Source organism: Pseudofrankia coriaricola (assembly GCF_001854805.1).
GTDB lineage: Bacteria > Actinomycetota > Actinomycetes > Frankiales > Frankiaceae > Pseudofrankia.
Window position 1 is genome coordinate 1 of the sequence record NZ_MBLO01000070.1, and the last position, 25,223, is coordinate 25,223.

Genomic DNA, 25,223 nt, shown 5'->3' on the forward strand with positions numbered 1-25,223 from the left:
AGAGCTGGCTGTCACGCACCGACGGGTTTCCGGGCGACCTCGATCTTGTCGTGGCCTGCCGCGTAAGCGGCCTCGTACCCGGCCGGCGGGACCATGTCGATTTCTCCGTGTGGCCGCCGATCGCTATACCAATCGATGTACTCGGCGATGGCGATCTCAAGATCGGCATGGCCCGTCTACGGCCCCTTGTTATGGATCAACTCAGCTTTGAAGATCGAATTGAACGCCTCCGCCGTCGCGTCGCAGGAATCACCGACCGAGCCCACCGACGCGACAGCCGGCGCCTCGGCGCCATCCGCCGGCCGGACTCGCTGACCCGGACCTCACCCTCGTGGCGCTGTTTCTCCTTGCACTTCACGCAGTAGCCCTCATAGCTCTGGACGCTTTCAGTCACCGGACTCCCTTTCCAGATCCGTCGCCCGGGGTGTTGGGCGGAGTGGGGCGGTCGCGGTCTTACAGTCCCGGGCCGTCGGCGCGCGAGGTACACGCGGCGCGGCGGCGCAGCGCCAATGCCAGCCCAGCGATCCAAGCAGTGGCTCCGCAATCAGCTCTGAGGACACGTCCGGATAGCGCCAACCTCGCGGTAGGCACCGCCCGAGACAACGCTGAGCTTGGCGCGCCTCACGACCACCGCCGCGTCGACTGCCAGGACAACCTGTGGTGTGCCAGCTGTGTCATTCATTCGGCATCCCTGCGCAAGGCGGGAACCAAGTTCGGCTTGGGAACGGATGCCGAGCTTGGTGAGCGCCGGCAGGGGTGACGTCCACCAGCGACCTGCGAGTTCCTGCTCGGCGCGGGCGGGGCGATCTCCCGAGGCCGCTGACGCTCTCGGGGACGGATCCTTTAGTCAGGCGACGAGGCGCTCGCCGGTCTTCGGGACGAACAGGTGTACCCGCTCCGGGTCCACCGCAAGCGATACCCTGCTGCCCTTGGCCGGTGCCCGGCGTGGGTCCACCCGGGCGACGACCGGCACCGCCCTCTCGGCAGACAGCGCCAACTCGCCGTGCAGGTACGCGTCGGCGCCGAGCTCCTCGACCACGTCCACCCGGACCGGCACGCCGTGCTCGCCAGCGCCGATGACGCGGAAGGATTCCGGACGGATCCCGACGGTGACCAGCTCGGTGCTGCCGAGCCGGCCAAGCGCGTCCCGAGCCACCGGGACCTCGTAGCCGTCGATGGCGATCCCAGTCGCCGTCACCGGCGCGTCGAACAGGTTCATCGCCGGGGAACCGATGAACCCGGCAACGAACGCGTTCGCCGGCCTGTCGTAGAGCGCCAGCGGACGGTCTACCTGCTGCAACACACCGTCCTTCAGCACGACCACCCGGTCGCCCATCGTCATCGCCTCGACCTGGTCATGGGTGACGTACACGGTGGTGATGCCCAGCCGGCGCTGCAGTGCGGCGATCTGTGTGCGGGTGGCCACCCGCAGCTTCGCGTCCAGGTTCGACAGAGGCTCGTCCATGCAAAAGACCTGAGGCTGCCGCACAATCGCGCGGCCCATTGCTACCCGCTGCCGCTGTCCACCTGACAGCGCCTTCGGCTTGCGGCCCAGAAACGGCTCCAGGTCGAGCATCTTGGCCGCCTCCTCGACCCGACGGTCGCGCTCGTCCTTCGACACCCTGGCGATCTTCAATGCGAAACCCATGTTCTCCGCGACGGTCATATGTGGGTACAGCGCGTAGTTCTGGAAGACCATCGCGATGTGCCGGTCCTTTGGCGCAACATGGCTGACGTCACGGTCACCGATGCGGATTGCGCCGGCGTCGACCTCCTCCAGCCCGGCCAGCATCCGCAGGCTGGTCGACTTCCCGCACCCAGACGGTCCGACGAGGACCACGAACTCGCCATCCTCAATGTCCAGATCGAGTTCATCCACCGCTGCCCGGTCTGAGTCGGGATAGACGTGGGTCGCGTGGTCGAAGGTGACACGGGCCATGATGTTTCTTTCCTTTCATCGGAGGAATGTGCCGGACGATCCGACTGAATCCGTGCGTCGCGCACGAACGTCGGTCGCCGCTTAGCGCTGTGCGTCTGTGCTGGCGTCGTCCGTGCCGTCCAACGACGTGGTAAAGCTCGGGGGCGCGGCATTGTCGGGCAGGTGCGCCATCTTGGCGAGCGCATCTGGACTGGACCAGCGTTGGCCCCGGCCAGCGCAATACCGTGCCGTACATCGCCGTATCTCGCCGCGCAACGAGGTGCCGGTTCAGCCGGCCTTCGTCCAGTACTGAGCAGCTAGACGTCGGCCCGTTCGCGCCCGCAGCCTGAAGGAACGGCGACGACAGCGGTCACGCTCACTCATCGAGTGCGGGCCGCCTCGACCAGCAGGGCGACGGTGACCGCGCCCGGGTCAAGGACCCCGCGGGCCACCTCGCCGACGTAGCTGGCTCGGCCACGCTTTGCGAGAAGGTCAGCCGTGGCCTCGGCGCCAGAACGGGCGGCGGCAGCCGCGGCGTCCAGGGCCTCGTCCAGGCTGCCGGACGCTCCCGCCAGGGCCTCGCTGGCGGGGACCATGGCGTCGACCATGGTCTTGTCGCCAGGTCTTGCGCCGCCGAGCCGCTGCACTGTCGCGGTCGCGTCGGCGAAGCCGCGGGCCAGTTCGGCGACGCCGATCGTCTCGGCGCGCGTTGCCTTCGCCAGCTGCCGGAACCACATCCCGAACAGCGGGCCCGACGTGCCGCCTGTATGCAGGAACGCGGTGGCGACCGTATCGAGCACGTCGCCAGGGGTGGCGGATGCGGTGTTCTCGAGCGCGGTGCGGGCGCGGCCGAGGGCGAAGCGCAGGTTGGCGCCGAAGTCGCCATCTCCGGATCGCCGGTCGAGGTCGGTGAGGGCCTGCTGCTCGCGGTCGAACGCGGCGAAGAACCGCCGCATCCAGTCGCGGGTGTCAGAAGCGTTCACGGCGATCCCTTTCGTGACGCGAGTCGGGTCACCAGGTCAGGGCAGGTGTACGGACGGGGGCGTCCCAGAGCGCGACACGGGCGTCGTCTGCGCGTACCAGGGTGATGGACAGGCCGGCCATGTCCAGGGACGTGACGTAAGGGCCGACCAGGCTGCGGGCGACGTCGATGCCGCGCCCAGCCAGCTGTCGGTGCACGGCCCGGTGCACCAGAGCCAGCTCGAGGCCGTGCGTGGCGCCGAGCGAGTTGACCACAACGAGCACGCCATCGCCGCGGTCCAAGCCAAGCGCGGCGACGAGCCGGCCGAGTAGCTCGGCGGTGAGCTCCTCGGCGGGTGCGAACGCCCGCTGGCCGATGCCGCGCTCGCCGTGGATGCCGACGCCCAACTCGACCTCGTCGTCGGCCAGTTCCCAGGCGGGGGCGCGGTCGCCGGGGTGCGCGCCGGCGGCCAGCGCGATGCCCATGCTCCGGGCGTCCGCGACCAATGCCCGGCCGAACCGCACCAGCTCGGGTAGATCGGCTCCTTGCTCGGCGAGAGCGCCGCAGAGCTTCTCGACCACCACGACCGCGGCTGTGCCCCGTCGCCCCGGGCCTTCGCCGTCGGCGCGTTCCGAGGCCAGGTCGTCGTCAACGAGGATCTGATCGACTGCGGTGCCGTGGTCGGTGGCGATCTCGGCGGCGATCCGGAAGTTCAGCACGTCGCCGGTGTAGTTCTTGACGATCTGCAGGACACCTTGACCGGTGTCCACCGCCGTGGTCGCGGCCGCCACCTGCAGTGCCGTCGGGCTGGCGAAGACCGCGCCGGGCACGGCGGCGTCGAGCATGCCGGCGCCGACGAAGCCGGTGTGCAGCGGCTCGTGCCCGGAGCCGCCGCCGGACACGACGGCAACCTTGCCAGGGGCGGGTTTCGCCCGGGTCACGTATGCGGGGTCAGGGTGCAGCCGCAGCAGTCCCGGGTGCGCAAGGACGAGACCCTCGAGCGCTTCGGGCACCACGTGGTCGGGGTCGTTGACGAACTGCCGTCGAGTCATCCGCGGTCCTGTCCTTTGTTGCCAGCTCTTGACGCGCCGGAAAACTAACCCCTAAAGTCCGCGCTTGTCCAGGCTGACCGGTCTGTACGTACCAGACCATCGATCTTGGAGCGCTCATGAGTGGACCCGACGGCAGCGAGCCCATCAACCGCGCCTCGGCCCAGCCGTACTACCAGCAGCTGGCCGAGCGGATTCGCCAGCAGATCATGGCTGGCACCCTCGCCAGGGGCGACCGGCTGCCCAGCGAGGGCGAGCTGGCAACGACCTGGGACCTCGCCCGGGCCACCGTCCGCGAGGCGCTGCGCCTGCTCGAGGAGCAGGGGTGGATCACCCGCATTGCCCGGCGCGGGGCATTCGCCACGATGCCGTCGCAGCGCGGATGGTTGCTGCAGGGTCGCGAGGGCTTCTTCGAGGACGAGGTGGAGGGCCGGCAGCGCCGGGTAACCACACACGTGCTGCGTGCCGAGCTGGTGCCGCTGCCGGCGTCGGCCGTCGAGGCGCTGCAGCTGCCCCCGGGCAGCCATGGCTACGTCCTCGAGCGGCTGCGCGAGCTCGACGGCGAGGTCGCGCTCTTCTCCATCAACTACCTGCCCCCACAGGTCGGGGCGCTGGTGTCGCGCAGTGATGTGCCGACCGGAGAGGGCTCCCTCAACGGCACACTGCGCAAGGCCGGGTACGCCCTCGCGGGTGCGGCTCGCACCGTCGAGGCCGTCGCCGCGCAAGGCGAGATGGCCGACCGGCTCCGGGTGCGCCCCGGGACGCCGTTACTGAAGATCAAGTCAACGTCCTGGGACGCGAACCTGCAGTCCTTCGACTACCACGAGGTCTGGGTGCGCAGCGACGTCGTGCATGTCGAGGTCCAGGTCGGCACGCCGGCGCCGGCGCACGCATCCGCGCCCTCTCCCGAGATCGGCCGAATCGTCAGTCCCTGACCACGGCCGACGAGAAAGACGACCCGCGCCCGCCGTCCCACCTTCAGGAGGTTTTTCTATGCCCCGCAACAAACGACTCCTCACGGCGCTGCTCGCCGTCGGGACGCTCTTCGCCGTCGCGGCCTGTTCCGACAACTCGGCCGGGCAGGACGCCTCGGGCAAGACCACGATCACCGTGGCGCTCGCGGCGAACCCGCAGATGAAGACGGCCGAGAGTCTTATCTCCGACTTCGAGCAGAAGAATCCCGGGATCAAGGTCAAGTTCACCGTCTTACCGGAGAACGACCTGCGCCCGGCGGTGACCAAGGATGTCGCTACGAATTCCGGTCAGTACGACGTTGCCATGATCGGCAGCTATGAGGTGCCGATCTGGGCGAAGAACGGCTGGATTGTTCCGCTCGATGACTACGTCGCCAAGGACCCTGCCTGGGACGCGACCGACGTGCTGCAGCCGATCAAGGACATCGTCTCCGCGTCCGGCAAGCTCTACGCCGCCCCGTTCTACGGCTCCAGCTCGTTCCTGATCTACCGCAAGGATCTCGCCCAGAAGGCCGGCGTGACGATCCCGGAGAAGCCGACCTGGGACCAGGTCGCGGCGGCCGCGGCCAAGATGGACGACAAGAGCAACGGTGTGTCCGGCATCTGCCTGCGCGGGCTGCCGGGCTGGGGCCAGAACCTGGCCGCCATCACCACGGTCATCAACACCTTCGGCGGACGCTGGTTCGACGAGCAGTGGCGCCCGCAGCTCACCTCGCCAGAGACCACGAGGGCCGTGAAGTTCTACGTGGACCTGGTGCGTGCGCATGGCCAGCCGGACGCGGCCAAGGAAGGCTGGGAGGGCTGCCTGCAGCAGATGACCCAGGGCAAGACCGCGATGTGGTACGACGACACCGTCTTCGCCGGCCCCGCGCTGCAGGACGGCATCCCAGCGGTCAAGGACAACCTGGCGTTCGCGCTGGCGCCGGTGGACAAGACCCCGGCATCCGGCTGGCTGTGGGCGTGGGCCCTGGCAGTCACGAAGTCCAGCAAGCACCAGGACGCCGCCTGGAAGTTCATCTCGTGGGCGACCAGCAAGGACTACATCAAACTCGCCGGAACCAAGGCCGGCTGGGACGCGATCCCGCCCGGCTCACGCGCCTCGACCTACGACATCCCGGAGTACCAGGAGGCGGCCAAGTCCTACGCGGGTTTGACGCTGACGTCGATCAACACCGCCAACCCGAAGCAGCCGACCGTCCAGCCGGTGCCTTACTGCTGCGGCGTGCAGTACGTGCAGATCCCCGAGTTCGTCGACATCGGTGACTACGTCTCGCAGCAGATTGCGGGCGCCATCAGCGGCACCCAGAGCGTTCCGGACGCGCTGCAGAAGTCCCAGGAATATACCGAGAAGGTGGTCAGGAAGGCCGGCTTGCTGAAGTAACCGGTAATCGCCCGGGTGGCATGGCGGGCGCCACCGCCCGCCATGCCACCCGATCACCCAGAAGGGAGGTGAGCCATGACCGCCGTCAGCCAGCCGACCGCACCGGTGCGGCCGCTGACCCGGCGCGGGTCATGGAGCCGGCGTGCCCCGCTGCTGCCCGCGCTCGGCTTCACACTCGTGCTGACCCAGATCCCGTTCGCCCTGACCATCTGGTACTCGCTGCGGAACTGGAACCTGCTGTCCCCAGGCCGGAAGGGCTTCGCTGGGCTCGCCAACTACCGGGCCACCTTCACCGACGACACGTTCTGGAAGGCCATCTGGAACACGGTGATCCTCACCGGCGGCGCGACGATCGCGAGCGTGGTCGTCGGGCTCGTGCTCGCGATGCTGCTGCAGAAGAAGTTCCCCGGCCGCGGTGTCGCCCGCACGCTGGCGATCACTCCGTTCTTCGTCATGCCCGTGGCGGTCGCGCTGTTCTGGCGCAGCGCCATGTTCGACCCGTCGTTCGGGCTGCTCGGCTGGCTCACCGACCTTGTCGGGCTGCCGCGGGTGAACTGGCTGAGCGAGCAGTCGATGCTCTCCATCATCATGATCACATCCTGGCGGTGGACGCCGTTCGCGATGCTCGTGCTGCTCGCCGGGCTGCAGGCGCTGCCCGAGGATCAGCTTGAGGCGGCGCGCGTCGACGGCGCCGGGTGGTGGTGGCAGCTGCGGGGGGTCGTCCTGCCGCACCTGCGACCGTTTCTCGAGCTCACCGCGCTGCTGCTGAGCATGAACATCATCCAGACGTTCGGCGAGATCGCCCTGCTCACCGCCGGCGGCCCGGCCTTCGGGACAACCAACATCACGTACTACGTGTACCTGCGCGCGTTCAGCTCGTTCGACTGGGGCACCGCGTCGGCGTATGGGCTGGTCGCGCTGGTACTCACCATCGCACTGGCGATGCCGGCGCTGCGCCTGCTCTCCGGCATCTTCCAGCAGGAGGGACGGCGATGACCGTCACGGCCGCACCCCTCGGTCAGGACAAGGCCGTCGATCCCGGGCCGGCTGACAGGCCACGCCGGCGCCGCAGGGACCGCGACACCGCCGGCTGGCCGGTGGCGGTGCTCGGCTGGCTCGGGTCGCTGCTGCTGTTCTCCCCGATCGCGTACATGCTGCTCAAGAGCTTCCAGACCGAGACCGACGCGGCGGCGCCAGCACCCAAACTGGCCTTCCACCCGACGCTCGAGCACTACCAGGATGCGTTCCAGGCCGGCTTCTGGGCGTACGCAGGCAACTCGATCGCCGTCGCCGCGGTCTCGACGATCCTGGTGCTGCTGCTCGCCGTGCCCGCCGCGTACGCGCTGGCGGTGCGGCCGGTCCGTAAGGCGCAGGACGCGCTGTTCTTCTTCATCAGCACCAAGATGATGCCGGTCGCGGCGGGCATCATCCCGATCTACGTCGTCGCGCAGCGGTTGGGGCTGCTGAACACCGTGGTCGTGCTGGTGATCCTGCATCTGGGGATGAACCTGCCGCTCGCCATATGGATGATCCGCTCGTTCCTCCAGGAGGTGCCGGGCGAGGTGCTCGAGGCAGCGGCGTTGGACGGGGCCGGTCGGCTGCGCACCATGCGCAGCATCGTGCTGCCGCTGGTACGGCCCGGCCTGTGGTCGACGGCGCTGCTGTGCTGCGTGTTCTCGTGGAACGAGTACTTCTACGCGGTGAACCTCACGACGACCACGTCCACGCTGCCCTTGTTCATGCAGAAGTTCCTGTCCTTCGGTGAGCTCTACACCGCCCAGGTGGCGGCCGTCGCCACCGTGGTCAGCATCCCCGTCGTCATCCTTGGCTGGATCTGCCAGCGCAGCCTGGTGCGCGGCCTGCTGTTCGGAGCGGTGAAGTGATGCGCGCGATCATTCTCGACGGAACAGGCGGCGTGGCGCTGACGGAGCTGCCCGACCCGGCGCCCGGCCCCGACGAGGTCGTCATCGCGCCCACGGCGGTCGGCATCTGCGGCACCGATCTGCACCTGGTCGAGGGCAGCTACGCCACCGGCCGCTACCCGGTCGTGCCGGGCCACGAGTTCGCCGGCACGGTCGTCGGCGTCGGCACGGACGTGCGTGCCATCTCACCGGGCGACCTGGTCGCCGCCGACCCCAACATCAATTGTGGCGTGTGCCGCTGGTGCCAGGCCAAGGCCTACAACCTCTGTCTGCGCCTCGAGCCGGTCGGGGTGACCCGCCCCGGTGCCTGCGCCGAGCAGGTGGTCATTCCCGCCCGGGTCACCTACCGGCTGCCCGCCGGCATCGACGCGACGACCGGGGCGCTGATCGAGCCACTGGCCTGCATACTACACGCGCTGGACCGCGCGCCGTCGCTGAAAGACAAGGACGTCCTCGTGTACGGGGCCGGCTCGATAGGCCTGCTGGTCTGCGCCGTGGCAAAGCAGCGTGGAGCGGGCCGGGTCCAGGTCGTCGAGCCGCACCTGGTCCGCCGCGACGCCGCCGTGCGCCTCGGAGCCGACCGGGCCGCCGGTTCCTCGTCGGCGCTCGACCTTGCCCACGGCGCCGAGGTTGTCGTGGAGGCCAGTGGTCACCCCGCCGCCGTCGCCGACGCGCTCGTACGGATCGCCATCCGCGGCACCCTCGTGCAGATGGGCGTGACCGCACCGGAGACGACCGTACCGCTGCATCCGTTCGAGATCTTCGAAAAAGAGCTCAACGTACTCGGGTCCAACAGTCTCGCCGACTGCTACCCGGCGGCCGTCGAGCAGATCCCCGACCTGGCCGCGATCATCCGGCCTCTGGTCACCCACACACTCCCCCTCGCGTCCTACACCGACGCGCTCGCGACCGCCGCCTCGGCGGACGCACTGAAGGTGCACGTCGACCCCTCACGCGACCGCTGAACGAAAGGCGAACCCATGACCATGGCCTACCGCATGACCCGGACGCTGCCGGAAGACCGGGTGGCCATCATCATGCCCGTCGACCACGGGCTCATCTTTGACCGGCTACCCAGTCTGGAGAACCCGGCCGCGGTCGTCGAGGAGTTCGGCGACGACGACATCACCGGCTTCATGATGAGCCCAGGCCTCGTCGTCCGCACCGAACGGTACTTCGCTCAGCGGCCGCACCTGTCCCGCGTCATGGCGATCGACGCCTTCTACCATTACACCGACGCGGACACCGGCGCCGGCGCCCTGCAGCACAGCGTCGAGGACGCCGTCCGGCTCGGCGTGGACTGCGTGAAGATGCTGATGCCGTGGAACACCACCAGGTCCGAGCAAGCCGCGTTGGTCACCCGTGTCGGCAGGGTGATCTCGGAGTGCGAGCGGTGGCAGATCCCCCTGATGCTCGAACCGGTGATGCTGGGCGCGCCGCGGACCGACGAGGTGATCGCGGCCGAGGAGCAGGCCGCGCGGATTGCGTTTGACCTCGGCGCACACATCATCAAGATTGCCTTCCCCGGCGAGGACGGCACCCGCCGCCTGGTCGAGGAGCTCGGCCTACCCGTCGTCATCGCCGGCGGCCCCCGCACGGGCAACGCGGTCGACACGGTCGACGCGGTCCGGCAGACCGTCGTAGCGGGCGCACGCGGCATCATCGTCGGCCGCAACATCTGGCAACGGGACCTGCCGCAGGCGCACGCGATCGTCGCGGAGCTCGCCGCTCTGTCACGCACCGGCAGCCACGAGCTGCAGAGCGCCTGACCCATGCGGGACGTCTGGGCCGGCGCCGACCTGGGCAGCACCAACGTCAAGGTGTTGCTCACCGACTGGACTGGCACCGTGCTCGCCCGAGCATCACGGCCCACGCCGCGGAGCTGGCTGCGCACCGACGCCGACGTACTCGTGGACACACTCGAGGAGCTGATCCTCCAGGCGGCCCACGACGTCGGCAGTCCCCGGCTACGCGGGGTCTGTGTCGCAGGGGTCGGCGAGGACGGCGTGCTACACGCCGCCGCCCGGCCACTCGGCCCAGCGCTGCCGTGGTACGACCCATCCCGGCGGACCGCGCTGGACAAGCTGTCCGCGCTGCGCGGCCCGAACGACCGTATCCGATACGGCGTCGAACTCGACGCCGCCCGCACCATCGCGGCGTGGGCCCTGCTCCCGCCCGACCAGGTCGCCGCGGCGACCGGCTGGGTGGCGTGCACCGACTACCCGGCCCTGCGCTGGACCGGACGGGCGGTGATGTCCAGCACCCTGGCCGCGCGCACCGGGGCCTGGCTGCTCGAGCCGGGCCGCTGGGACCCGAACCGGGTCACCCCATTCCTGCCGCTCGAGTGCCTGCCCCCGGTCGTCCCGGCCGGCACGGTGATCGGCGAGCTGCGCAGCAGGCGGCTGGCGGGGCTGCTCAGCTCCGACGCGGTCGTCGTCGCGGGCGGCCACGACCACCCGGTCGCCGCGTCGGTCGTGCACCGGCAGGATCCAGGCGCCCCACTCGACTCAATGGGCACCGCGGAGGTTGTCGTCCGGACGGTCGGAACCGGGCGACCACCGCGCGACGTCGACCTGTCACCCACGATCCTCGGCACCGGCCAGACCGCGCTCACCGTACTGGAGTTGGACCGCAACATTTCCTGGCTGCGCAGGTCGGGCCTGGGCGTCCAGGTCGATACCGTCCTGGCCGCGGGTCTTGCCCCCCCTCCGCCCGGCCCGCAGGTGTTCGTCCCGGGTACGGCCGGCGGTGAGGCTCCCCGGTGGACGGCAGCGGCCCGACGGCTATCCGACGAACGGCGAGCGGCCGCAGCCGTGTGGGAGCTCGCCGTGGTTGGCGCTGCCGCGCTGCGCGGCCTGGCGCCCGGCGCGCAGGTCATTTACTGCGCCGGCGGCTGGACACGAGCACCGGGCTGGATGCGGCTGAAGGCCGCCGCTGCGGGTGCGCCGTACCGCGTTCTGGCCGAACAGGAACTCTCCGCCCTGGGGGCGGCGCAACTCTGCCTGCCCGGTCCGATCACACCCGTAGCGGTGCACGAGGCTATCCCCAGGTCGCGAACCGGCGTATCGGGACAGGCAGACGTTGCACGGTAGGTCGGTGCCGTCAGGCCAGTCGGCCTTCCTCGCGAGACACTATTGATGGTCCCGTGGAGTGCAAGAACTCGGGGGTGTTACCGAGCGCCAGGCTCGGTGGCGGCGCGCCAGCCCGACCCAAGGGATCGGCCGCCCCGTGTCCATACACATCGAGGTCTCCTGGCACCACAACCAGAACCGGTCCGACCCTCGCCAGCCCATCAGCCTGCTCGTGCCGTAGGCCGGTTGTCAGCGGTCATGCGAACGGCCCCGCTCCCGGTGTGGCAACCAGGAGGCGGGGCGTTCGTCGCCATCGGCTCAGCTGGCGGTCTGCACGGGCTCGGACTCGGTGACCGTAGTTGCAATCTTCCAATTCCGGCCTCGACGCCATGGGCCGGTGCGCTTCAAGCCGTTCTCGGCGAGCAGCATGTCGGCGGCCCGTTCGAGCTCCCCAAGGTCGGCCTCGTGGTCTGGTCTGTCGAGCCGGGTGACGCCGGTGTTGCCGATGCTCTCGCCATCATCATGGCGAGAGCGGCTGATGCGGACTTCGCCGGTGTCGTAGTCGGCCTGGGCGCGTAGGTCCATTTCTGTCATCGGGTCTCCTTTCGCTGGGTGGGCCAGCGTCGCGCGGCGACCAGACCGGGCCGCCGTCGGTCTATTCGCCGCGGCCTGGGCTCAGCCGAGCTTGGTCCAGGTGCAGCGGGTCTGGAACGCGACGTCGGTCGGCTTGATGGTCACGATGCCGTGGCCCTGGACGTTGCCGTTCGCGAGGATCTCGCTGGACTCCCCGGACGTGCCGGACAGCCGCGCTCAGTAGCAGGAGTCGGTGATCGCCACGCTGGCGGTGGTGGTCTCGTAGGTGCCCGGCTGGATGTTGCTGCCGACCAGCCAGGTTCCCGGGGTGATGGTCGTCGCCGGCGCGGCGGCGCGGTTGGCGTAGGGGTGAGCAGCGACCCGATATCGGGCAGCGATACGTCCGGGCAGTAGACCCGGGCGACCAGGTACGTGAAGTCCACCGCCTCCATCCGGGTCATGTCCAGGCTGTTCTGGACGGCGGAGACCACCGCGCCCAAGTCGCCGCCGCGCGCGACGGCGACGCGGCCCACCTGATGCCGCCGTGGTCGGGTTCGGGCATGCAGTCGGGCGTCCGCGACGCCCACAACATCAGCTGGAAGATCGCCCAGGTGCTCGCCAGAGCCATGCCGGACAGCGTGCTCGACACCTACGAGGCCGAGCGGAAGCCCAATGTCGCGATGTACACCTAGATCGCGGTGGAACTCGGAAAGGTCATTAAGCAGGAAATCTCCGACGAGGAGATGGCCGCTCTTGCCGCCCCGCCGCCGGAGGGTGTGACCCCGCCTGAACTCCCGCTGCTCACGCCGCCCCACCTGGCCGCCGGCTGGGTTCGCGGACCGGTCGGTCAGGCCAGCATCGTCGGCAGGATGATCCCCCAGCCGAGGGCGGCGTCCCCGCGCGGGGTTGGCACCCGGCTGGACGACCTGCTCGGCGACGACGTCGACCCCGCGGACATGCTCACCGCCGAGGAGAAGGCTGGGTGGGACGCGCTGGGGGCCTGCTACGTCGCGGTCCGTCCGCCCGACAAGCGCACGCTGGGGTCGGACGAGATCGTGGACCTCGATGGCGCGGGCCTGGGATGGCTGCGCGACCATGGCGCCCGCGTCGTCGCGCTGCGTCCCGATCGCTTCGTCACCGCCGCGGACGTTTCCGGAATCGCCGTCCCCGCCTGACCACCGAGCGGTCGCCGCGGCCCGGTCCCGGCATCGCTCTCCCGGCCTGACCACCGGGCGGTCGCCGCCGCCCGGCCGCGGCTTCTCGGCTTCCGGCGCCGGTCGGCAAGGGTCTGGTGGTGGCGCCGGACTGGTCGGCCAGCGGGACCAGTCGGTGGCTATGCCCCGGGGTCGGGAACTGGACGGCAACGTCGACACCCAGCTCGGTGATTGATGTCGTGCGCGCACGACCGCCCGACGCCGGTGATCTCGTCGAGCTGTTCGACGAGTGATAAGACCGGGCGTGCCTGGTCCGGGCAGGTCGGGCGTGCGCCGTTCCGAAGAGCCCACAGGCGGAGACCTGCCCGGCGCGCGCGCCGGGCAGGTCTCCGCCACCCGCACGGCGATCTGCACGTCGAGCTGGGCGATTTCCGTCTGCAGGATGTCGACGAGCTCCAACCGCACCTTGATCTCGGTGGCGTGCGCGTCGCGGAACTGGCCCGTGGGCGCCGCGTCCAGTTTGCCCTGACGCAGGGGTCGGCCAGCCCGGCCAGAACCTTCGCGGATCGTTGCCCGACGACCAGCGCGTCCAGGATCCGCGGCCTGCTGACCCCGAACATGTCCGGCAGCACCCCGAGATCTTCGGCAGCGGGTCCGCCAGCGCCTTCTCGATCCGATTGCGGTGGCGGTAGGACTCGATGACCAGTACCAGCCGCAGCCGGGTCAGCGGCCGCAGGTCCCGGACCGCGGCCGGCGGGACGAACGACGGCCGCAGCATGGCCCGCTCGGGAGGGTGGCGAGGCCTAGGCGATGCTGTCGCCCGCCGAGCGCCGGTCGCCCAGCAGTGCAGGCGCGCTGTCGCACCTGCCGGCCACCGGTCAAGTCTTAGCAGCGCCTACAGGGCACGAGCGCTGGCCCTGACTCGTGCGGCCCGTGGAGCATGATCTCTCGACGCCTTGTTAACAGTTGATGTCGTCCTGAAGGGTGCAAGCATGCGGTGCGACACGAGGTCGCACACTATGAGTAGTCGACTGGGGGCGGAGGGTTGATGATTCATCGACCTCATGATGAATCATGGCAGGGGCTCGAGGGAGACACTTGCGGTGATTCCTCATGACGTTTAAAGTGCGGCCGTGAGATTCGACACGGTAGCAGGCCGGTGAGCATCGGCCTGACGGTGTACGGGCTGTACCCCCGGGACCTGCTGGACCTGGCCGTGGCCGCCGACGAGCTCGGCTTCGACGCGATCTGGCTGGGCGAGCACATCGTGTGGGCCGACCAGGTGTGGCCATCGGGAGACCTCGCGGAGAAACGGCGGAGCCTGACCCGGGCGGCCGAACAGCTCGGACTGGAACCTCCGACCAGCGCCCTGGACTAGAACGCGGACGCCAGCCGGAACCGCCCGGCGCGCGGGAACACCGGAGCGCCGGAAAACCAGGAGGACCCAACCGCGGCCGAGCCACCCGAAATCCATCAACGACGAAAGGGACTGAACACGTGAGAACCCGCGCCGCGCTGCTGTGGGAGACGCCCGGTCGGTGGCAGGTCGGGGAGGTCGAGCTGGACCCCCCGAAGGAGGGCGAGGTCCTGGTCCGGATGGCCGCGAGCGGTCTGTGCCACTCCGACGACCACTTCGCCAAGGGTGACATCGGTGTCGCCACCCTGCCGTTCGTCGCCGGGCATGAAGGCGCTGGTGTCGTCGAGGCGGTCGGCCCGGGAGTTCGGTCGGTAGCGCCTGGCGACCACGTCGTGACGTCGTTCATCCCCAGCTGCGGGCATTGCCGGTGGTGCGCCTCCGGCCAGCAGAACCTCTGTGACAATGGCGCGCTCATGCTGGTCGGGAGCCAGCTCGACGGGACCTTCCGCATGCATGTCGACGGCCGTGACGTGGGCCAGGCCGGCGGTGTCTCCACGTTCTCCGAGTGGAGCGTGATGCCGGCGGTGTCCTGTATCAGGATCGACGACGACGTGCCGCTGCACGTCGCGTGCCTGGTGGGCTGCGGTGTGCCCACCGGATGGGGTTCGTCGATCCGGGCCGCGGGCATCACGCCGGGCGACGTGGTCATCATCATGGGTACCGGCGGCATCGGCATGAATGCGGTCCAGGGCGCCCGCTATGTCGGCGCGGCCCGGGTCATCGCGGTCGACCCCGTGCCGTTCAAACGTGAGCTGGCGCTGAAGCTGGGCGCGACCGACGCCTTCGCCGACATCGAGCAGGCCAGCGAGTTCGCGCGCGGCGTGACCAAGGGCCAGGGCGCCGATGCGGCCATCGTCACGGTTGGGGTCGTGACCGGGACCCACCTCGCCCAGGCGTTCAGCGCGGTTCGCAAGGGCGGGACGGTCGTCGCCACCGCCGCCGCCGCTCAGGACGAGGTCGGTATTCCGGTCAACCTGCTCGAGCTCACGATGTACCAGAAGCGGATCCAGGGTGCGCTCTACGGCATGGGATCTCCGGCGCGCGAGATCCCCTTGCTGATCGACCTGTACAAGCAGGGCGACCTGAAGCTCGACGAGCTGGTGACCCGCACCTACACGCTGGATCAGATCAACGAGGCGTACGACGACATGCACGCGGGTCGCAACATCCGCGGCGTCATCGTCTTCGACTAACCCAGATCCTTCGTGCGCCGGGGCTACCTGGCTAGAACGCCTCGTATTCGCGGAGCGCATGCAGGAGATGCCGCTGGTTGTAGATCAAGGTTCGGTCGAGGAGCTCTCGGTGGCAGGTTCCTACCCACCGTTCCATGATCGCGTTCATTCGAGGGGCTCGGACGCATTGAGCCAAACCCCGTCTTCCGTGCGTGCGCGTGGTGGGGTGGTTGCGTTGTCTCTTCGTCTGGCGATGTCGTTGGGGGGTCATGGGAGGAGTGTAATTATCCCACATGTCCTTGTTTCTCATGAAGAGCGCAGTCCGAGAACCGGCGTAAGCCTCGGGGGTGCCGTGCTGTGGCGGATGGCGAGCTGGGGTGTCATCGAGGTCTGCATAGCGCGGTTCCGATGGCCTTCCACTCGCTCGATGAGCATCTTCGCGGCGGCGGCTCCCATTTCCTGGCCGGCTTGGTCGACGCTGGTTAGTTGCACGGGGGCAAGGGCCGCGATGGCGGTGTTGTTGTAGCCGACAAGGGACAGTTCCTCGGGGACGCGTACGCCCATTTCGTGCGCCGCGCGGTAGACGCCGAGGGCGGCGATGTCCGCGCCTGTCATGATGGCCGTTGGAGGTTCTGCGCCGGTAAGCAGTTGCCTGCCGGCCTTGTAGCCGCCGTCGTCTGAGTAGGCAGCGCGACAGACGCGGGCATGCTCCTGCAGGCCGTGGCCGCTCATCGCCTCCAGATAGCCGTTTGTGAGCTCAATCTCCGGAGTGCGCTTCCACAGGCTCACCTTGGTCCCCGCTGCTGCTACCAGAGCGATGTCGCGGTGGCCGAGGGACACGAGGTGATCCACCACGAGTCCCGCGCCGATGGCGTCCGCATCCACGACCGAGTCATGAACGTCGGCAGCGTCGTGGTGGCCGATGACCACCGTAGGAGTGGCGGCGGCCATGGTGAGCACTTCGCTGCGCGGGGTTCCGGGCGCGATCAGGATCAGTCCGTCCATCCGGCGGTCGACCATGGAGCGGATGGTCTTGGCCTGGTCATCAGCGCCGAACCCGGCCGCCCCGACCAGGACGGTGTACTCACTGTCGCGTAATTGGTCGCGGACTCCGTCGAGGATGTCGGCGAAGAAGGGGTTACGGATGTTGTCCAGCAGGACGCCGATCGTATAGGTGCGTCCACGCATGCCGCGCGCGGCGGCGTGGGGCCGGTAGTCCAGTTCGGCCATGGCCGCACGAACCCGCTCCTGCATCGCGGGGCTCACCCCGTAGGCGTTGCGCAGCACCTTGGAGACCGCGGGGGTGGAGACGCCAGCGTGCCGTGCCACATCTGTGATCGTCACGCGCTTCGTCCGTTTTGGCGACGAGTCCATGCCTGGTGTACTCCTGAGTCATGCCTATAGAACGATCTACATCGTGTCACGCGCACGAGCTAGCCTGATCATAGGCGCGAGGCCGATCGCCACACGGGGGCGGTGCCGTCGCGGCCTCAAGACCGTGGACTCGCTGCGGGGCCTGCATCCTGGCGGGCGGAGGTCCCGGACGTGCTGGTCGACCTGCGGTCCGAGCTGACCGAGCTCGCCAGCGGTTCGGCGACCCAGCTAGAGGACCTCGACCCCGATGGCGGCCTGGAGGTCTTGACACAGCGGTGGGCTGAGTGCAGCCTTGTCCCACTTCCGCATGGAGAACGTTATACGCGCCGGCGCGATCCGAGTCTCCGCCTACCTCTGCCTGAACGACGACAGGGAGCCAACTGTGATCATCCACTCTCTCCGCGCCCGCAGGGCACGGATCACTGGTCTCGCGGCGAGCGCCACCGCCGTGGCGGTTCTGGTAGCGGCGTGTGGAGGCACGGGCACGGGCTCGTCCTCCGCGCCGAAACAGTTCAGCTATCTGACGAACGTCGAGAACACCACCGTCAAGACGGGCCTGGGCACTCTGGCGAATGGTGCATGTAAGGCGCAGAACCAGACATTACCCCTGAACGTGGACACTGTGCCGCAGACGAGCTTGGACCAGAAGCTCCAGTTGCTCGCCGGGCAGAACGCCCTGCCGGTCCAGTTCGCCGCAGGTAACGCGCCCGCGCTGACAGATCAGCTCTACAAGTCCGGCAAGATCGCCGACCTCGAGACGAAGCTGAGGGATCTCGGCGTATACGACCAGATTGAGCCGGCGGCGATCTCCACGATCAAGGCGCTGTACGGGGGCAAGATGGAGGTCTTGCCGTACGAGTACAACATCGAGGGCATCTTCTACAACAAGAAGGTGTTCAACGAGCACGGCCTGTCAGTGCCCTCGACATGGGACGCGCTGGTGTCGGACGCGGCCACGCTGCAGTCGGCGGGGGTGCAGCCGTTCGCTGCCTCCGGCCAGCAGGGCTGGCCTATCACCCGGCTGGTAAGCGGCTACCTATACCGCAGCCTGGGGCCGGACGCAATGAAGGACGTCGCCGACGGCAAGGCCAAGCTGACCGACCCCCAGTACGTCGAGGCCGCGGCGAAGGTGGCCGAACTCGGCAAGAACGGCTACTTCGGCAAGGGCGTCGGGTCGATCGACTACGACACCGCGTTTAACCAGTTCCTTACCGGCAAAGCGGCCATGTTCTACATGGGCAGCTGGGCGCTGACGAACATTGACGACCCCAAGCAGGACCAGGTGGGCGCCGAGAACATCGGCTTCATGCCCTTCCCCGCCGTCCCCGATGGTAAGGGCTCGATTGACCAGTATCCCTCCAACGTCGGCCTGGCGATGACCCTGGGAGCCAAGACCTTCGACAGCAGGGTTGGCGCCTGGGTCAAGTGCATCACCCAGAACTACGGCAGCGTCGCGCTTAAGGACCAAGGTTCCATCTCGGGATTCAAGGTCAACACCCCCGTTCAGGACCCGAATTCGATCACCACGCAGGTGAGGAAGACCATCGGCGCGTCGACGCAGAACGTCCTGTGGTTCGAGGCTCTGTTCAGCACTAAGGCCACCAACGTCAGCCAGACGAACGCGGCTTCGCTGGTCACGGGGAGCATGAGCCCGGAGCAGTTCATGCAGACCGTTCAGAGGGCCCTGTCGGGTAGCTGAGCCCGAGCCGTGTGCGGCTCAGGAGCCGCCGTCATGGCGGCTCCTGAGCCACCCTTGGCAAATCTCGACCTACTTTCTGCCCGCATCCCCACACGAAGTGGAAAGCGCTTATGCACCGCGTATTAGGTGACCGCAGGGCCATTGTGACCCTGATAGGTCCCGCCCTGCTCGTCTATTCCCTCGTCATGTTGGTTCCGATGGTGTGGTCGTTGGGGTACTCGTTCACCAAAGGCAACACCATCGACGGCTTCACCGGCAACGGCCTGCACAACTTCCAGCGCCTGTTCAGTGACACGGCCGCCCACAAGGCACTCTGGTTCAGCCTCAAATACGGCGTCGCCGTGACCGTCGGACAAGTGCTCGCCGGCTACCTGCTCGCTCTGCTGTACATCTTCTTCCTCAAGCGCGCTTCCGCGGTCATCCGCACGTTGGTGTTCTTCCCGGTCATCATGCCCACCGTGGCGGTCGGTCTGCTCTTCCAGAAGTTCTTCCAGGTCGCCCCGCAGACCGGTCCGATGAACTCGCTGCTCTCCACGGTGGGCGTGGGCTCGGTCGACTGGTTCGGCAGCCCCGGCAAAGCATTCTGGGTCCTGGTCATCATGGACATCTGGCGCTCCATGGGCTTCTACGCCGTCCTCCTGTTCGCTGGCCTGGTCGACATCCCCGACGAAGTGCTGGAGTCGGCCCGTCTTGACGGGGCATCGGGCCTTCGGCTGGTGCGTCACATCGTGCTACCGCTGTCGTTCCCGGTGCTGATGTCGGCGCTGATCTTCAGCATCAACGGCACGTTGAAGGTCTTCGACTCCATCGTCGCGCTGACCAACGGCGGCCCCGGCAATGCCACCACGCCGCTGACCCTCTACATGTTCCAGACGTCGTTCACCTACAGCGACTATGGCTACGGAAGCACGATCGCCCTGCTGCTGACAGTTGTGTGCCTGCTGGTAACCCTGGCCATCTTCCGCGTCTCGCGGCGCGACCTAACGGAGGGCTGACGCCATGGCGCTCGACTCACCCCCGATGATGAAGGCCTCGGGCAGCGCTCGCCGGCCCGGAACCACCCGCGCCTTGTGGCGACGCCGCCACCCCGGACGGATCTGGGTGAAGGTAGTTATCGGCCTATTGCTGGTAGTCGAGGTCTACCCCCTGCTGTGGATGTTCCTGACCTCGCTGAAGTCCAACAGCGACTACCTGAACAAGTCCACTTGGAGTCTGCCGACGAGCTGGGAGTGGGGGAACTACAGCGAGGCCTGGACGACCGGGCACATCGGGCTGTATGTGAGAAACAGCTTGCTCGCCACCGCTCCCGCCCTGCTACTAATCATCGTGCTTGGCACCGCCGCCGGATTCGCCCTGCAGATCATGGTGTGGAAGGGGCGCGGCCTGATGCTGATAATCTTCCTCGCGGGCATCATGGTACCTTCCCAGATGATTCTGCTACCGCTGTTCACCGTCTACTTCCGGGCCGGCCTGTCGGGCACTCTGTGGCCGCTGATCCTTACCTATACCGGCACCGGCCTGCCGCTGACCGTGTTCATGATGGCCACCTACTACAGGGCCGTTCCACGGGAATTGTTCGAGGCGGCGACCATTGACGGCGCTGGGATTCTTCGCTCGTTCTGGAGTATTAGCATCCCCATGGTCCGCAACGCCATCCTGACCGTCGGACTGGTGCAGTTCTTCTTTATCTGGAACGACCTTCTGATAGCGTTGACGTTCACTAACAACCAGGACCTGCGCACCATCCAGGTCGGCCTGCTCAACTTCACCGGGGACTTCGGCGCCACCCAGTACGGCCCGCTGTTCGCGGCCATCTGCATCAACGTCATCGGTACGCTCGTGATCTATCTCTTCCTCAATCAGAAGGTTATGAAGGGCCTGACCGGAGGAGCAGTCAAGGGCTGACGCCCGCGCCAATCCCCGTTCCGGTGCCGCAGATTGAGGCACTGCGTCGTCACGGAGGGTCTGATTTATGCTCCGCCAGCCTGGCCCGGTGTCATTCGAGCACCTGCGGGACGGCATCGGCGTCGGCGTCGCCGAACCGCGTCTGTCATGGGCGCTGCCGGCCGGTGCCCGCGTCCAGGTCGGGTATGAGATCGAGCTCGACCGATGCGGCCTCGTGCGGCGCACTGGCCGCATCGACAGCGCCGACCAGGTCCTGGTGCCCTGGCCCGGCGCACCACTTACGTCCCGTGAGCGTGTCCGTGTCCGTGTCCGGGTCTGGGCCGGGGCCGCGGACCGACCTGACGAGCCGTCCGAGTGGAGCCCGCCGAGAGTTGTCGAGGCTGGCCTGCTGGCGGCGTCCGACTGGAGCGCCGTCCCCGTCCGCGCAGACTCGCTCGAAGGCCCCGACAGCGACCGGCGTCCAGCACGGGTACGTAAGGACTTCACCCTCGCCCGGCACGTCGCGCGCGCCCGCCTGTACATCACCGCCCACGGCCTGTTCGAAGCGGAGATCAATGGAAGGCGGGTGGGTGACGACGTCCTGTCTCCCGGGTGGACCGTCTACCACGCGCGGCTGCGCTACCGCACGTACGACATCACGGATCACCTCTCCGAGGGTGCCAACACCATTGGCGCGTGGCTCGGCGATGGCTGGTATCGAGGCCGTCTCGGCTTCAACGGCGGGACCCGCAACATCTACGGCGCTGATCTATCCCTGATCGCCCAGCTCGAGGTCACGTACGACGACGGCACCCGCACTGTCATCGCGACCGATTCCTCATGGATCGCCGCGCCCGGGCCGATAGTGGCCAGCGGCCTGTACGAGGGCGAAATCTTCGACGCCCGCCTGGACGACCCGAGCTGGGCGACGCCGCACGCCGAACCCACGGCTGACTGGGCACCGGTCGCCGTCGGCACCCGCGACCCCCATACGCTCGTCGCGCCGCAAGGCCCGCCGGTGCGGTGCACCGAGGAGGTCAGCCCGGTCGCGATCACCCGCCGACCGGACGGCCGCTACCTGCTCGATTTTGGCCAGAACCTCGTCGGACGGCTACGTATCACCGTCGACGGCCCGGCGGGGACCGCCATCACCCTGCGCCATGCGGAGGTTCTGCAGGACGGGGAACTGGCCACCCGACCGCTGCGGGGAGCCCGCGCCACCGACACCTACATTGTGGCGGGCGACGGGCCGCGTACCTGGCAGCCGCGGTTCACCCTGCACGGTTTCCGCTACGCGGAGGTCGCTGGATGGCCGGGCGAGCTGAACACCGACGCTGTCGCCGCGCTGGTCCACCACACCGACATGCGCCGCATCGGTTGGTTCGAATGTAGTGACGACCTGATCAACCGGCTCCACGAGAACGTCGTATGGAGTATGCGCGGCAACTTCGTGGACATCCCCACCGACTGTCCGGCCCGGGACGAACGGCTCGGCTGGACCGGCGACCTGCAGATCTTCGCCCCGACCGCGAGCTTCCTGTACGACTGTGCGGGGATGCTCGAGTCCTGGCTCACCGACGTCGCCGTCGAACAGCTGCCGGACGGCGCCGTCCCCTGGTACGTCCCCGTGATCCCCGGCGGTCCCCTGTGGACTCCGATCCGTCCCGGTGCCGCCTGGGGGGACGTCGTGACCGTGGCTCCATGGGTGCTCTACGAGCGTTTCGGCGACCGTGAGCTGTTGCGCCGTCAGTTCCCCGCGGGCCGGGCCTGGGTCGACCTCGTGGCACGGCTCGCCGGACCCAGCCGGCTCTGGGACGCCGGCTTCCAGTTGGGGGACTGGCTCGACCCCGCCGCACCGCCCGACGACCCGGCGGCCTCGCGGACCGACCGCTACCTCGTCGCCACCGCCTACTTCGCGTGGTCAGCCCGCCACCTGGCCTGGTCGGCGGCGGAGCTTGGCGACTCCGGCGCCGCGGCGCAGTACGCCACCTTGGCCGACGACGTTGCGCGGGCCTTCCGTCGCCGCTACGTGCTGCCGTCCGGCCGCCTGACGAGTGACAGCCCCACCGCATACTGCGTGGCCCTCGCCTTTGGCCTGCTCGTCGACCCCGCGCAGCGTCAGTCCGCCGGCGACCGGCTCGCCGCCCTCGTCTTGGCGGAAGACGCCCACATTGCCACCGGGTTCGTCGGCACCCCACTCATCTGCGATGCCTTGACTGATACAGGACATCTGGACGTCGCCTACCGGCTGCTGCAGCAGACCGAATGCCCCTCCTGGCTCTACCCGGTGACCCAGGGAGCGACCACGATATGGGAACGCTGGGACAGCCTGCGCCCCGACGGCAGCCTCAACCCCGGCGGCATGACGTCGTTCAACCATTACGCCTTCGGCGCCGTGGCCGACTGGCTGCACCGCGTCGTCGGCGGCATCACCCCAGCAGCGCCCGGCTACCGCACCATCGCCTACAGGCCGCGTCCCGGCGGCGGAATCACGTGGGCGAATACCCGACACGAGACTCCGTATGGGACGGCGGCGCTGTCCTGGGAGGTGACCGCGGACGGGATGACTGCCCGCGTCACGGTGCCCGAGGGGTGCGTCGGGATGGTGGAACTCCCCGGACGTGAGCGGCTGACCCTGGGGTCTGGAAAGCACACCGTCGACACCCCCGGTCGCGGTTCGGTCGCCCCATCGGATAACCACGCTCACACCGGCCGATCCGACCGGGGCAGGCCAGACCGCTGCCCGGTTTGACGTCCGTGTGCAGTGGATCAGACTTACCCTAGCTGATCTTCGGCACTCCGGATCCACGGCGCGTCCCACGGAATGAGCTCCGTGGGACGCGCCGTGAGGCTGGTTCAGCCGGGCAGGCGCTGACCGGTCTTGACGGAGAACACGTGGAGCTCCCCTTCGCGAATACTCATCCGGACCTTCTCGCCCCGCTGCGGGACGCCGCGGGGGCTGACTCGCACTACCACATCGGCGTTCTTGCCCTCGTCCGCGTGCGAGGCCGTTTCAGGGGCGACGATGGTTCCGTGGAGGTAGGCGTCGGGGCCGAGCTCTTCGACAAGATTGATCACGGCCTCGAAGCCCGGGCCGCCGCCGCTAACGTCCAACGCCTCTGGCCGGAACCCCAATGTCACGGTCGTGGCGCCCTCGGCGGCCGCTGCTTGCGCAGTCTCGCGCGGTAGCGGGATGACGGTCTCGCCGAGCTGGACACCGTCGTTGCGCAGCGGCACCTCGGCGATGTTCATCGCGGGTGACCCGATGAAGCTGGCCACGAAGACGTTGGCCGGTCGCTCGTACAGGGCGAGCGGAGCGTCGACCTGTTGCAGCTTGCCGGCCTTGAGGACGGCCACCCGATCACCCATTGTCATCGCCTCGACCTGGTCGTGAGTGACGTACACGGTGGTGATCCCGAGACGACGCTGTAGGGAAGCAATCTGGGTGCGCGTGGACACGCGCAGCTTGGCGTCCAGGTTGGACAGCGGCTCGTCCATCAGGAACACTTGCGGTTCCCGGACGATGGCCCGTCCCATCGCGACCCGTTGCCGTTGCCCGCCCGAAAGCGCTCTCGGCTTCCGCTCCAGGTAGGGCTCGAGGTCCAGCAGTTTCGCGGCGTCGCGGATCCGCCGGTGACGCTCATCCTTCCCGACGCCGGTGATCTTCAGCGCGAAACCCATGTTATCGGCGACGGTCATATGCGGGTAGAGCGCGTAGTTCTGGAAGACCATGGCGATGTCCCGGGCCTTCGGAGCGACATCGGTGACGTCGCGGTCGCCGATCCAGATCTCCCCGGAATCCACCTCCTCCAGCCCAGCGAGCATGCGTAACGACGTGGACTTGCCGCACCCCGACGGACCGACGAGGACGAGAAACTCCCCGGCCGCGATCTGAAGGTCGAGCGTGTCCACCGCCAGGCTTGTGCTACCCGGGTAGCTTCTACTGACCTTGGCGAAGTTGACGGTTGCCATCGCAGGCGTCCCTCTCACCGGCAGGAACGTGCCGGACGATCCGAGTGATGTCCGGCACGGGATTGGTGAAGGCCGGACGAGACGATACGAAAGAATGTACTCTGTCGAGTATCACCTGGTCAATACTCTCGTAGGATTTTCGAGCGGTCACCGGCAACGAATCGGGGACCGTAAGGAATGAGTGATGACCGCAGGACGGTCGCGTGACTGCGTCCGTCGTATGGCTGGAGGGAGGGAGTAGGGAGCGCGGACTTAAATCGTCAGCGGCTGGTTCGCCGGGCCAGGCCCAGGCGGCCTCGCGGTCCACCCGTGCCGGGCGGTAGGCCGTCTTGCCGCCGTCAGAGGTCGGCGACGAGGACGACGAGGGTGCGGGATCCATGGACGCCGTCGACCCGGTTCAGCGGAACTTCTCCGCCTCGTCAATCGGGGTGTACCGGGAGACCGCCTCGGCCCCGCGCACCACGTTGATCGCGTTGACGTAGAACTCGCCCGCGACCCGGGCGGTCTGCTTGTCGGCTCCGAAGCTGAACATGCCCACCTCGGGGACCAGCACGATCGCCGGATCGGCGCCCCGCATCGGCGGCGAGTCCGGTGTGGTGTGGCGCCGCTAGTGCGCTGTCCGTGAACGTCTGCCGGGCGAGGTGTGGCGATCTCGGTTTGCGGTGATGCGCAGGTATCTGCTCCTGCTCGTGGGAGGGGTCT

General features: G+C 68.1%; 23 protein-coding genes and 1 pseudogene. 16 read left to right on the forward strand and 8 right to left on the reverse strand.

The window, feature by feature from the left end:
• Positions 1–365 (forward strand): hypothetical protein (locus BCD48_RS52915; RefSeq protein WP_206745009.1); only part of this gene is annotated, 365 nt, incomplete at its 5' end.
• A gap of 482 nt (positions 366–847) precedes the next feature.
• Here BCD48_RS52915 and BCD48_RS12650 read toward each other — a convergent pair.
• The 3 genes from BCD48_RS12650 to BCD48_RS12660 form a co-directional block, all read right to left on the reverse strand.
• Positions 848–1,939 (reverse strand): ABC transporter ATP-binding protein, encoded by a 1,092-nt coding sequence (locus BCD48_RS12650; protein ID WP_071048561.1) that lies wholly within the window; start codon positions 1,937–1,939, stop codon positions 848–850.
• Positions 1,940–2,298: 359 nt separating this feature from the next.
• On the reverse strand, positions 2,299–2,901 hold the full coding sequence (gene dhaL / locus BCD48_RS12655; protein ID WP_241841680.1) for a dihydroxyacetone kinase subunit DhaL: 603 nt from the start codon (positions 2,899–2,901) through the stop codon (positions 2,299–2,301).
• 28 nt (positions 2,902–2,929) lie between these two features.
• Positions 2,930–3,931: a dihydroxyacetone kinase subunit DhaK gene (locus tag BCD48_RS12660; RefSeq protein ID WP_071048562.1), complete on the reverse strand. Its 1,002-nt coding sequence runs from the start codon at positions 3,929–3,931 to the stop codon at positions 2,930–2,932.
• A 116-nt stretch (positions 3,932–4,047) separates the two neighbouring features.
• Here BCD48_RS12660 and BCD48_RS12665 point away from each other — a divergent pair, with 116 nt between their 5' ends.
• From BCD48_RS12665 to BCD48_RS12695, 7 genes are all read left to right on the forward strand, one after another.
• Entirely contained in the window at positions 4,048–4,863 is an 816-nt protein-coding gene (locus BCD48_RS12665; protein ID WP_071048563.1) for a GntR family transcriptional regulator, read from the forward strand.
• 58 nt (positions 4,864–4,921) lie between these two features.
• On the forward strand, positions 4,922–6,283 hold the full coding sequence (locus BCD48_RS12670; protein WP_071048564.1) for an ABC transporter substrate-binding protein: 1,362 nt from the start codon (positions 4,922–4,924) through the stop codon (positions 6,281–6,283).
• 75 nt (positions 6,284–6,358) lie between these two features.
• On the forward strand, positions 6,359–7,279 hold the full coding sequence (locus BCD48_RS12675) for a carbohydrate ABC transporter permease (RefSeq protein WP_071048565.1): 921 nt from the start codon (positions 6,359–6,361) through the stop codon (positions 7,277–7,279).
• A complete protein-coding gene (locus BCD48_RS12680; RefSeq protein ID WP_071048566.1) occupies positions 7,276–8,166 on the forward strand; it encodes a carbohydrate ABC transporter permease in 891 nt (296 codons plus the stop codon). The genes BCD48_RS12675 and BCD48_RS12680 overlap by 4 nt, the downstream gene beginning before the upstream one ends.
• The gene (locus BCD48_RS12685; RefSeq protein WP_071048567.1) at positions 8,166–9,170 is read left to right on the forward strand and encodes an alcohol dehydrogenase catalytic domain-containing protein; all 1,005 of its coding nucleotides are present in this window, start codon (positions 8,166–8,168) and stop codon (positions 9,168–9,170) included. Before BCD48_RS12680 ends, BCD48_RS12685 begins: the two co-directional genes overlap by 1 nt.
• 15 nt (positions 9,171–9,185) lie before the next feature.
• Positions 9,186–9,974 carry a class I fructose-bisphosphate aldolase gene (locus BCD48_RS12690; protein WP_071048568.1) on the forward strand — a complete coding sequence of 263 codons (789 nt, stop codon included), beginning with the start codon at positions 9,186–9,188 and terminating at the stop codon, positions 9,972–9,974.
• A 3-nt stretch (positions 9,975–9,977) separates the two neighbouring features.
• On the forward strand, positions 9,978–11,297 hold the full coding sequence (locus tag BCD48_RS12695) for an FGGY family carbohydrate kinase (RefSeq protein ID WP_071048569.1): 1,320 nt from the start codon (positions 9,978–9,980) through the stop codon (positions 11,295–11,297).
• 297 nt (positions 11,298–11,594) lie between these two features.
• On the opposite strand, the gene BCD48_RS12700 is transcribed toward BCD48_RS12695, so the two are convergent.
• On the reverse strand, positions 11,595–11,870 hold the full coding sequence (locus BCD48_RS12700; RefSeq protein ID WP_131803955.1) for a hypothetical protein: 276 nt from the start codon (positions 11,868–11,870) through the stop codon (positions 11,595–11,597).
• Between the two features lie 81 nt (positions 11,871–11,951).
• A complete protein-coding gene (locus tag BCD48_RS56525) occupies positions 11,952–12,080 on the reverse strand; it encodes an Rv1352/Rv1906c domain-containing protein (RefSeq protein ID WP_491677133.1) in 129 nt (42 codons plus the stop codon).
• 242 nt (positions 12,081–12,322) lie between these two features.
• Here BCD48_RS56525 and BCD48_RS54845 point away from each other — a divergent pair, with 242 nt between their 5' ends.
• From BCD48_RS54845 to BCD48_RS12715, 4 genes are all read left to right on the forward strand, one after another.
• Positions 12,323–12,541, forward strand: a complete 219-nt coding sequence (locus BCD48_RS54845) for an FAD-dependent monooxygenase (RefSeq protein ID WP_274536516.1) — start codon at positions 12,323–12,325, stop codon at positions 12,539–12,541.
• A 6-nt stretch (positions 12,542–12,547) separates the two neighbouring features.
• Positions 12,548–13,024, forward strand: coding sequence for a hypothetical protein (locus BCD48_RS12705; RefSeq protein ID WP_071048571.1), 477 nt, complete (start codon positions 12,548–12,550; stop codon positions 13,022–13,024).
• Positions 13,025–14,162: 1,138 nt separating this feature from the next.
• Positions 14,163–14,381, forward strand: coding sequence for an LLM class flavin-dependent oxidoreductase (locus BCD48_RS53460; RefSeq protein ID WP_071048572.1), 219 nt, complete (start codon positions 14,163–14,165; stop codon positions 14,379–14,381).
• A gap of 119 nt (positions 14,382–14,500) precedes the next feature.
• Complete coding sequence (locus BCD48_RS12715; RefSeq protein ID WP_071048573.1) at positions 14,501–15,613, forward strand: NDMA-dependent alcohol dehydrogenase; 1,113 nt, start codon at positions 14,501–14,503, stop codon at positions 15,611–15,613.
• 285 nt (positions 15,614–15,898) lie between these two features.
• Here BCD48_RS12715 and BCD48_RS12725 read toward each other — a convergent pair whose 3' ends face one another.
• Positions 15,899–16,966: a LacI family DNA-binding transcriptional regulator gene (locus BCD48_RS12725; RefSeq protein WP_083418542.1), complete on the reverse strand. Its 1,068-nt coding sequence runs from the start codon at positions 16,964–16,966 to the stop codon at positions 15,899–15,901.
• 382 nt (positions 16,967–17,348) lie between these two features.
• Between BCD48_RS12725 and BCD48_RS12730 the strand changes: the two genes are divergently transcribed.
• The 4 genes from BCD48_RS12730 (at position 17,349) to BCD48_RS12745 (ending at position 23,301) form a co-directional block, all read left to right on the forward strand.
• Positions 17,349–18,665, forward strand: coding sequence for an ABC transporter substrate-binding protein (locus BCD48_RS12730; protein ID WP_241841682.1), 1,317 nt, complete (start codon positions 17,349–17,351; stop codon positions 18,663–18,665).
• A 143-nt stretch (positions 18,666–18,808) separates the two neighbouring features.
• Positions 18,809–19,660, forward strand: coding sequence for a carbohydrate ABC transporter permease (locus tag BCD48_RS12735; RefSeq protein ID WP_241841683.1), 852 nt, complete (start codon positions 18,809–18,811; stop codon positions 19,658–19,660).
• A 4-nt stretch (positions 19,661–19,664) separates the two neighbouring features.
• Positions 19,665–20,570 (forward strand): carbohydrate ABC transporter permease, encoded by a 906-nt coding sequence (locus BCD48_RS12740; protein ID WP_071048576.1) that lies wholly within the window; start codon positions 19,665–19,667, stop codon positions 20,568–20,570.
• A gap of 67 nt (positions 20,571–20,637) precedes the next feature.
• Positions 20,638–23,301, forward strand: coding sequence for an alpha-L-rhamnosidase (locus tag BCD48_RS12745; protein WP_083418544.1), 2,664 nt, complete (start codon positions 20,638–20,640; stop codon positions 23,299–23,301).
• 104 nt (positions 23,302–23,405) lie between these two features.
• On the opposite strand, the gene BCD48_RS12750 is transcribed toward BCD48_RS12745, so the two are convergent.
• On the reverse strand, positions 23,406–24,521 hold the full coding sequence (locus tag BCD48_RS12750; protein WP_071048577.1) for an ABC transporter ATP-binding protein: 1,116 nt from the start codon (positions 24,519–24,521) through the stop codon (positions 23,406–23,408).
• Between the two features lie 397 nt (positions 24,522–24,918).
• Positions 24,919–25,113: pseudogene (locus tag BCD48_RS12755) on the reverse strand (hypothetical protein); the annotation flags it as partial.
• Positions 25,114–25,223 lie beyond the last annotated feature (110 nt).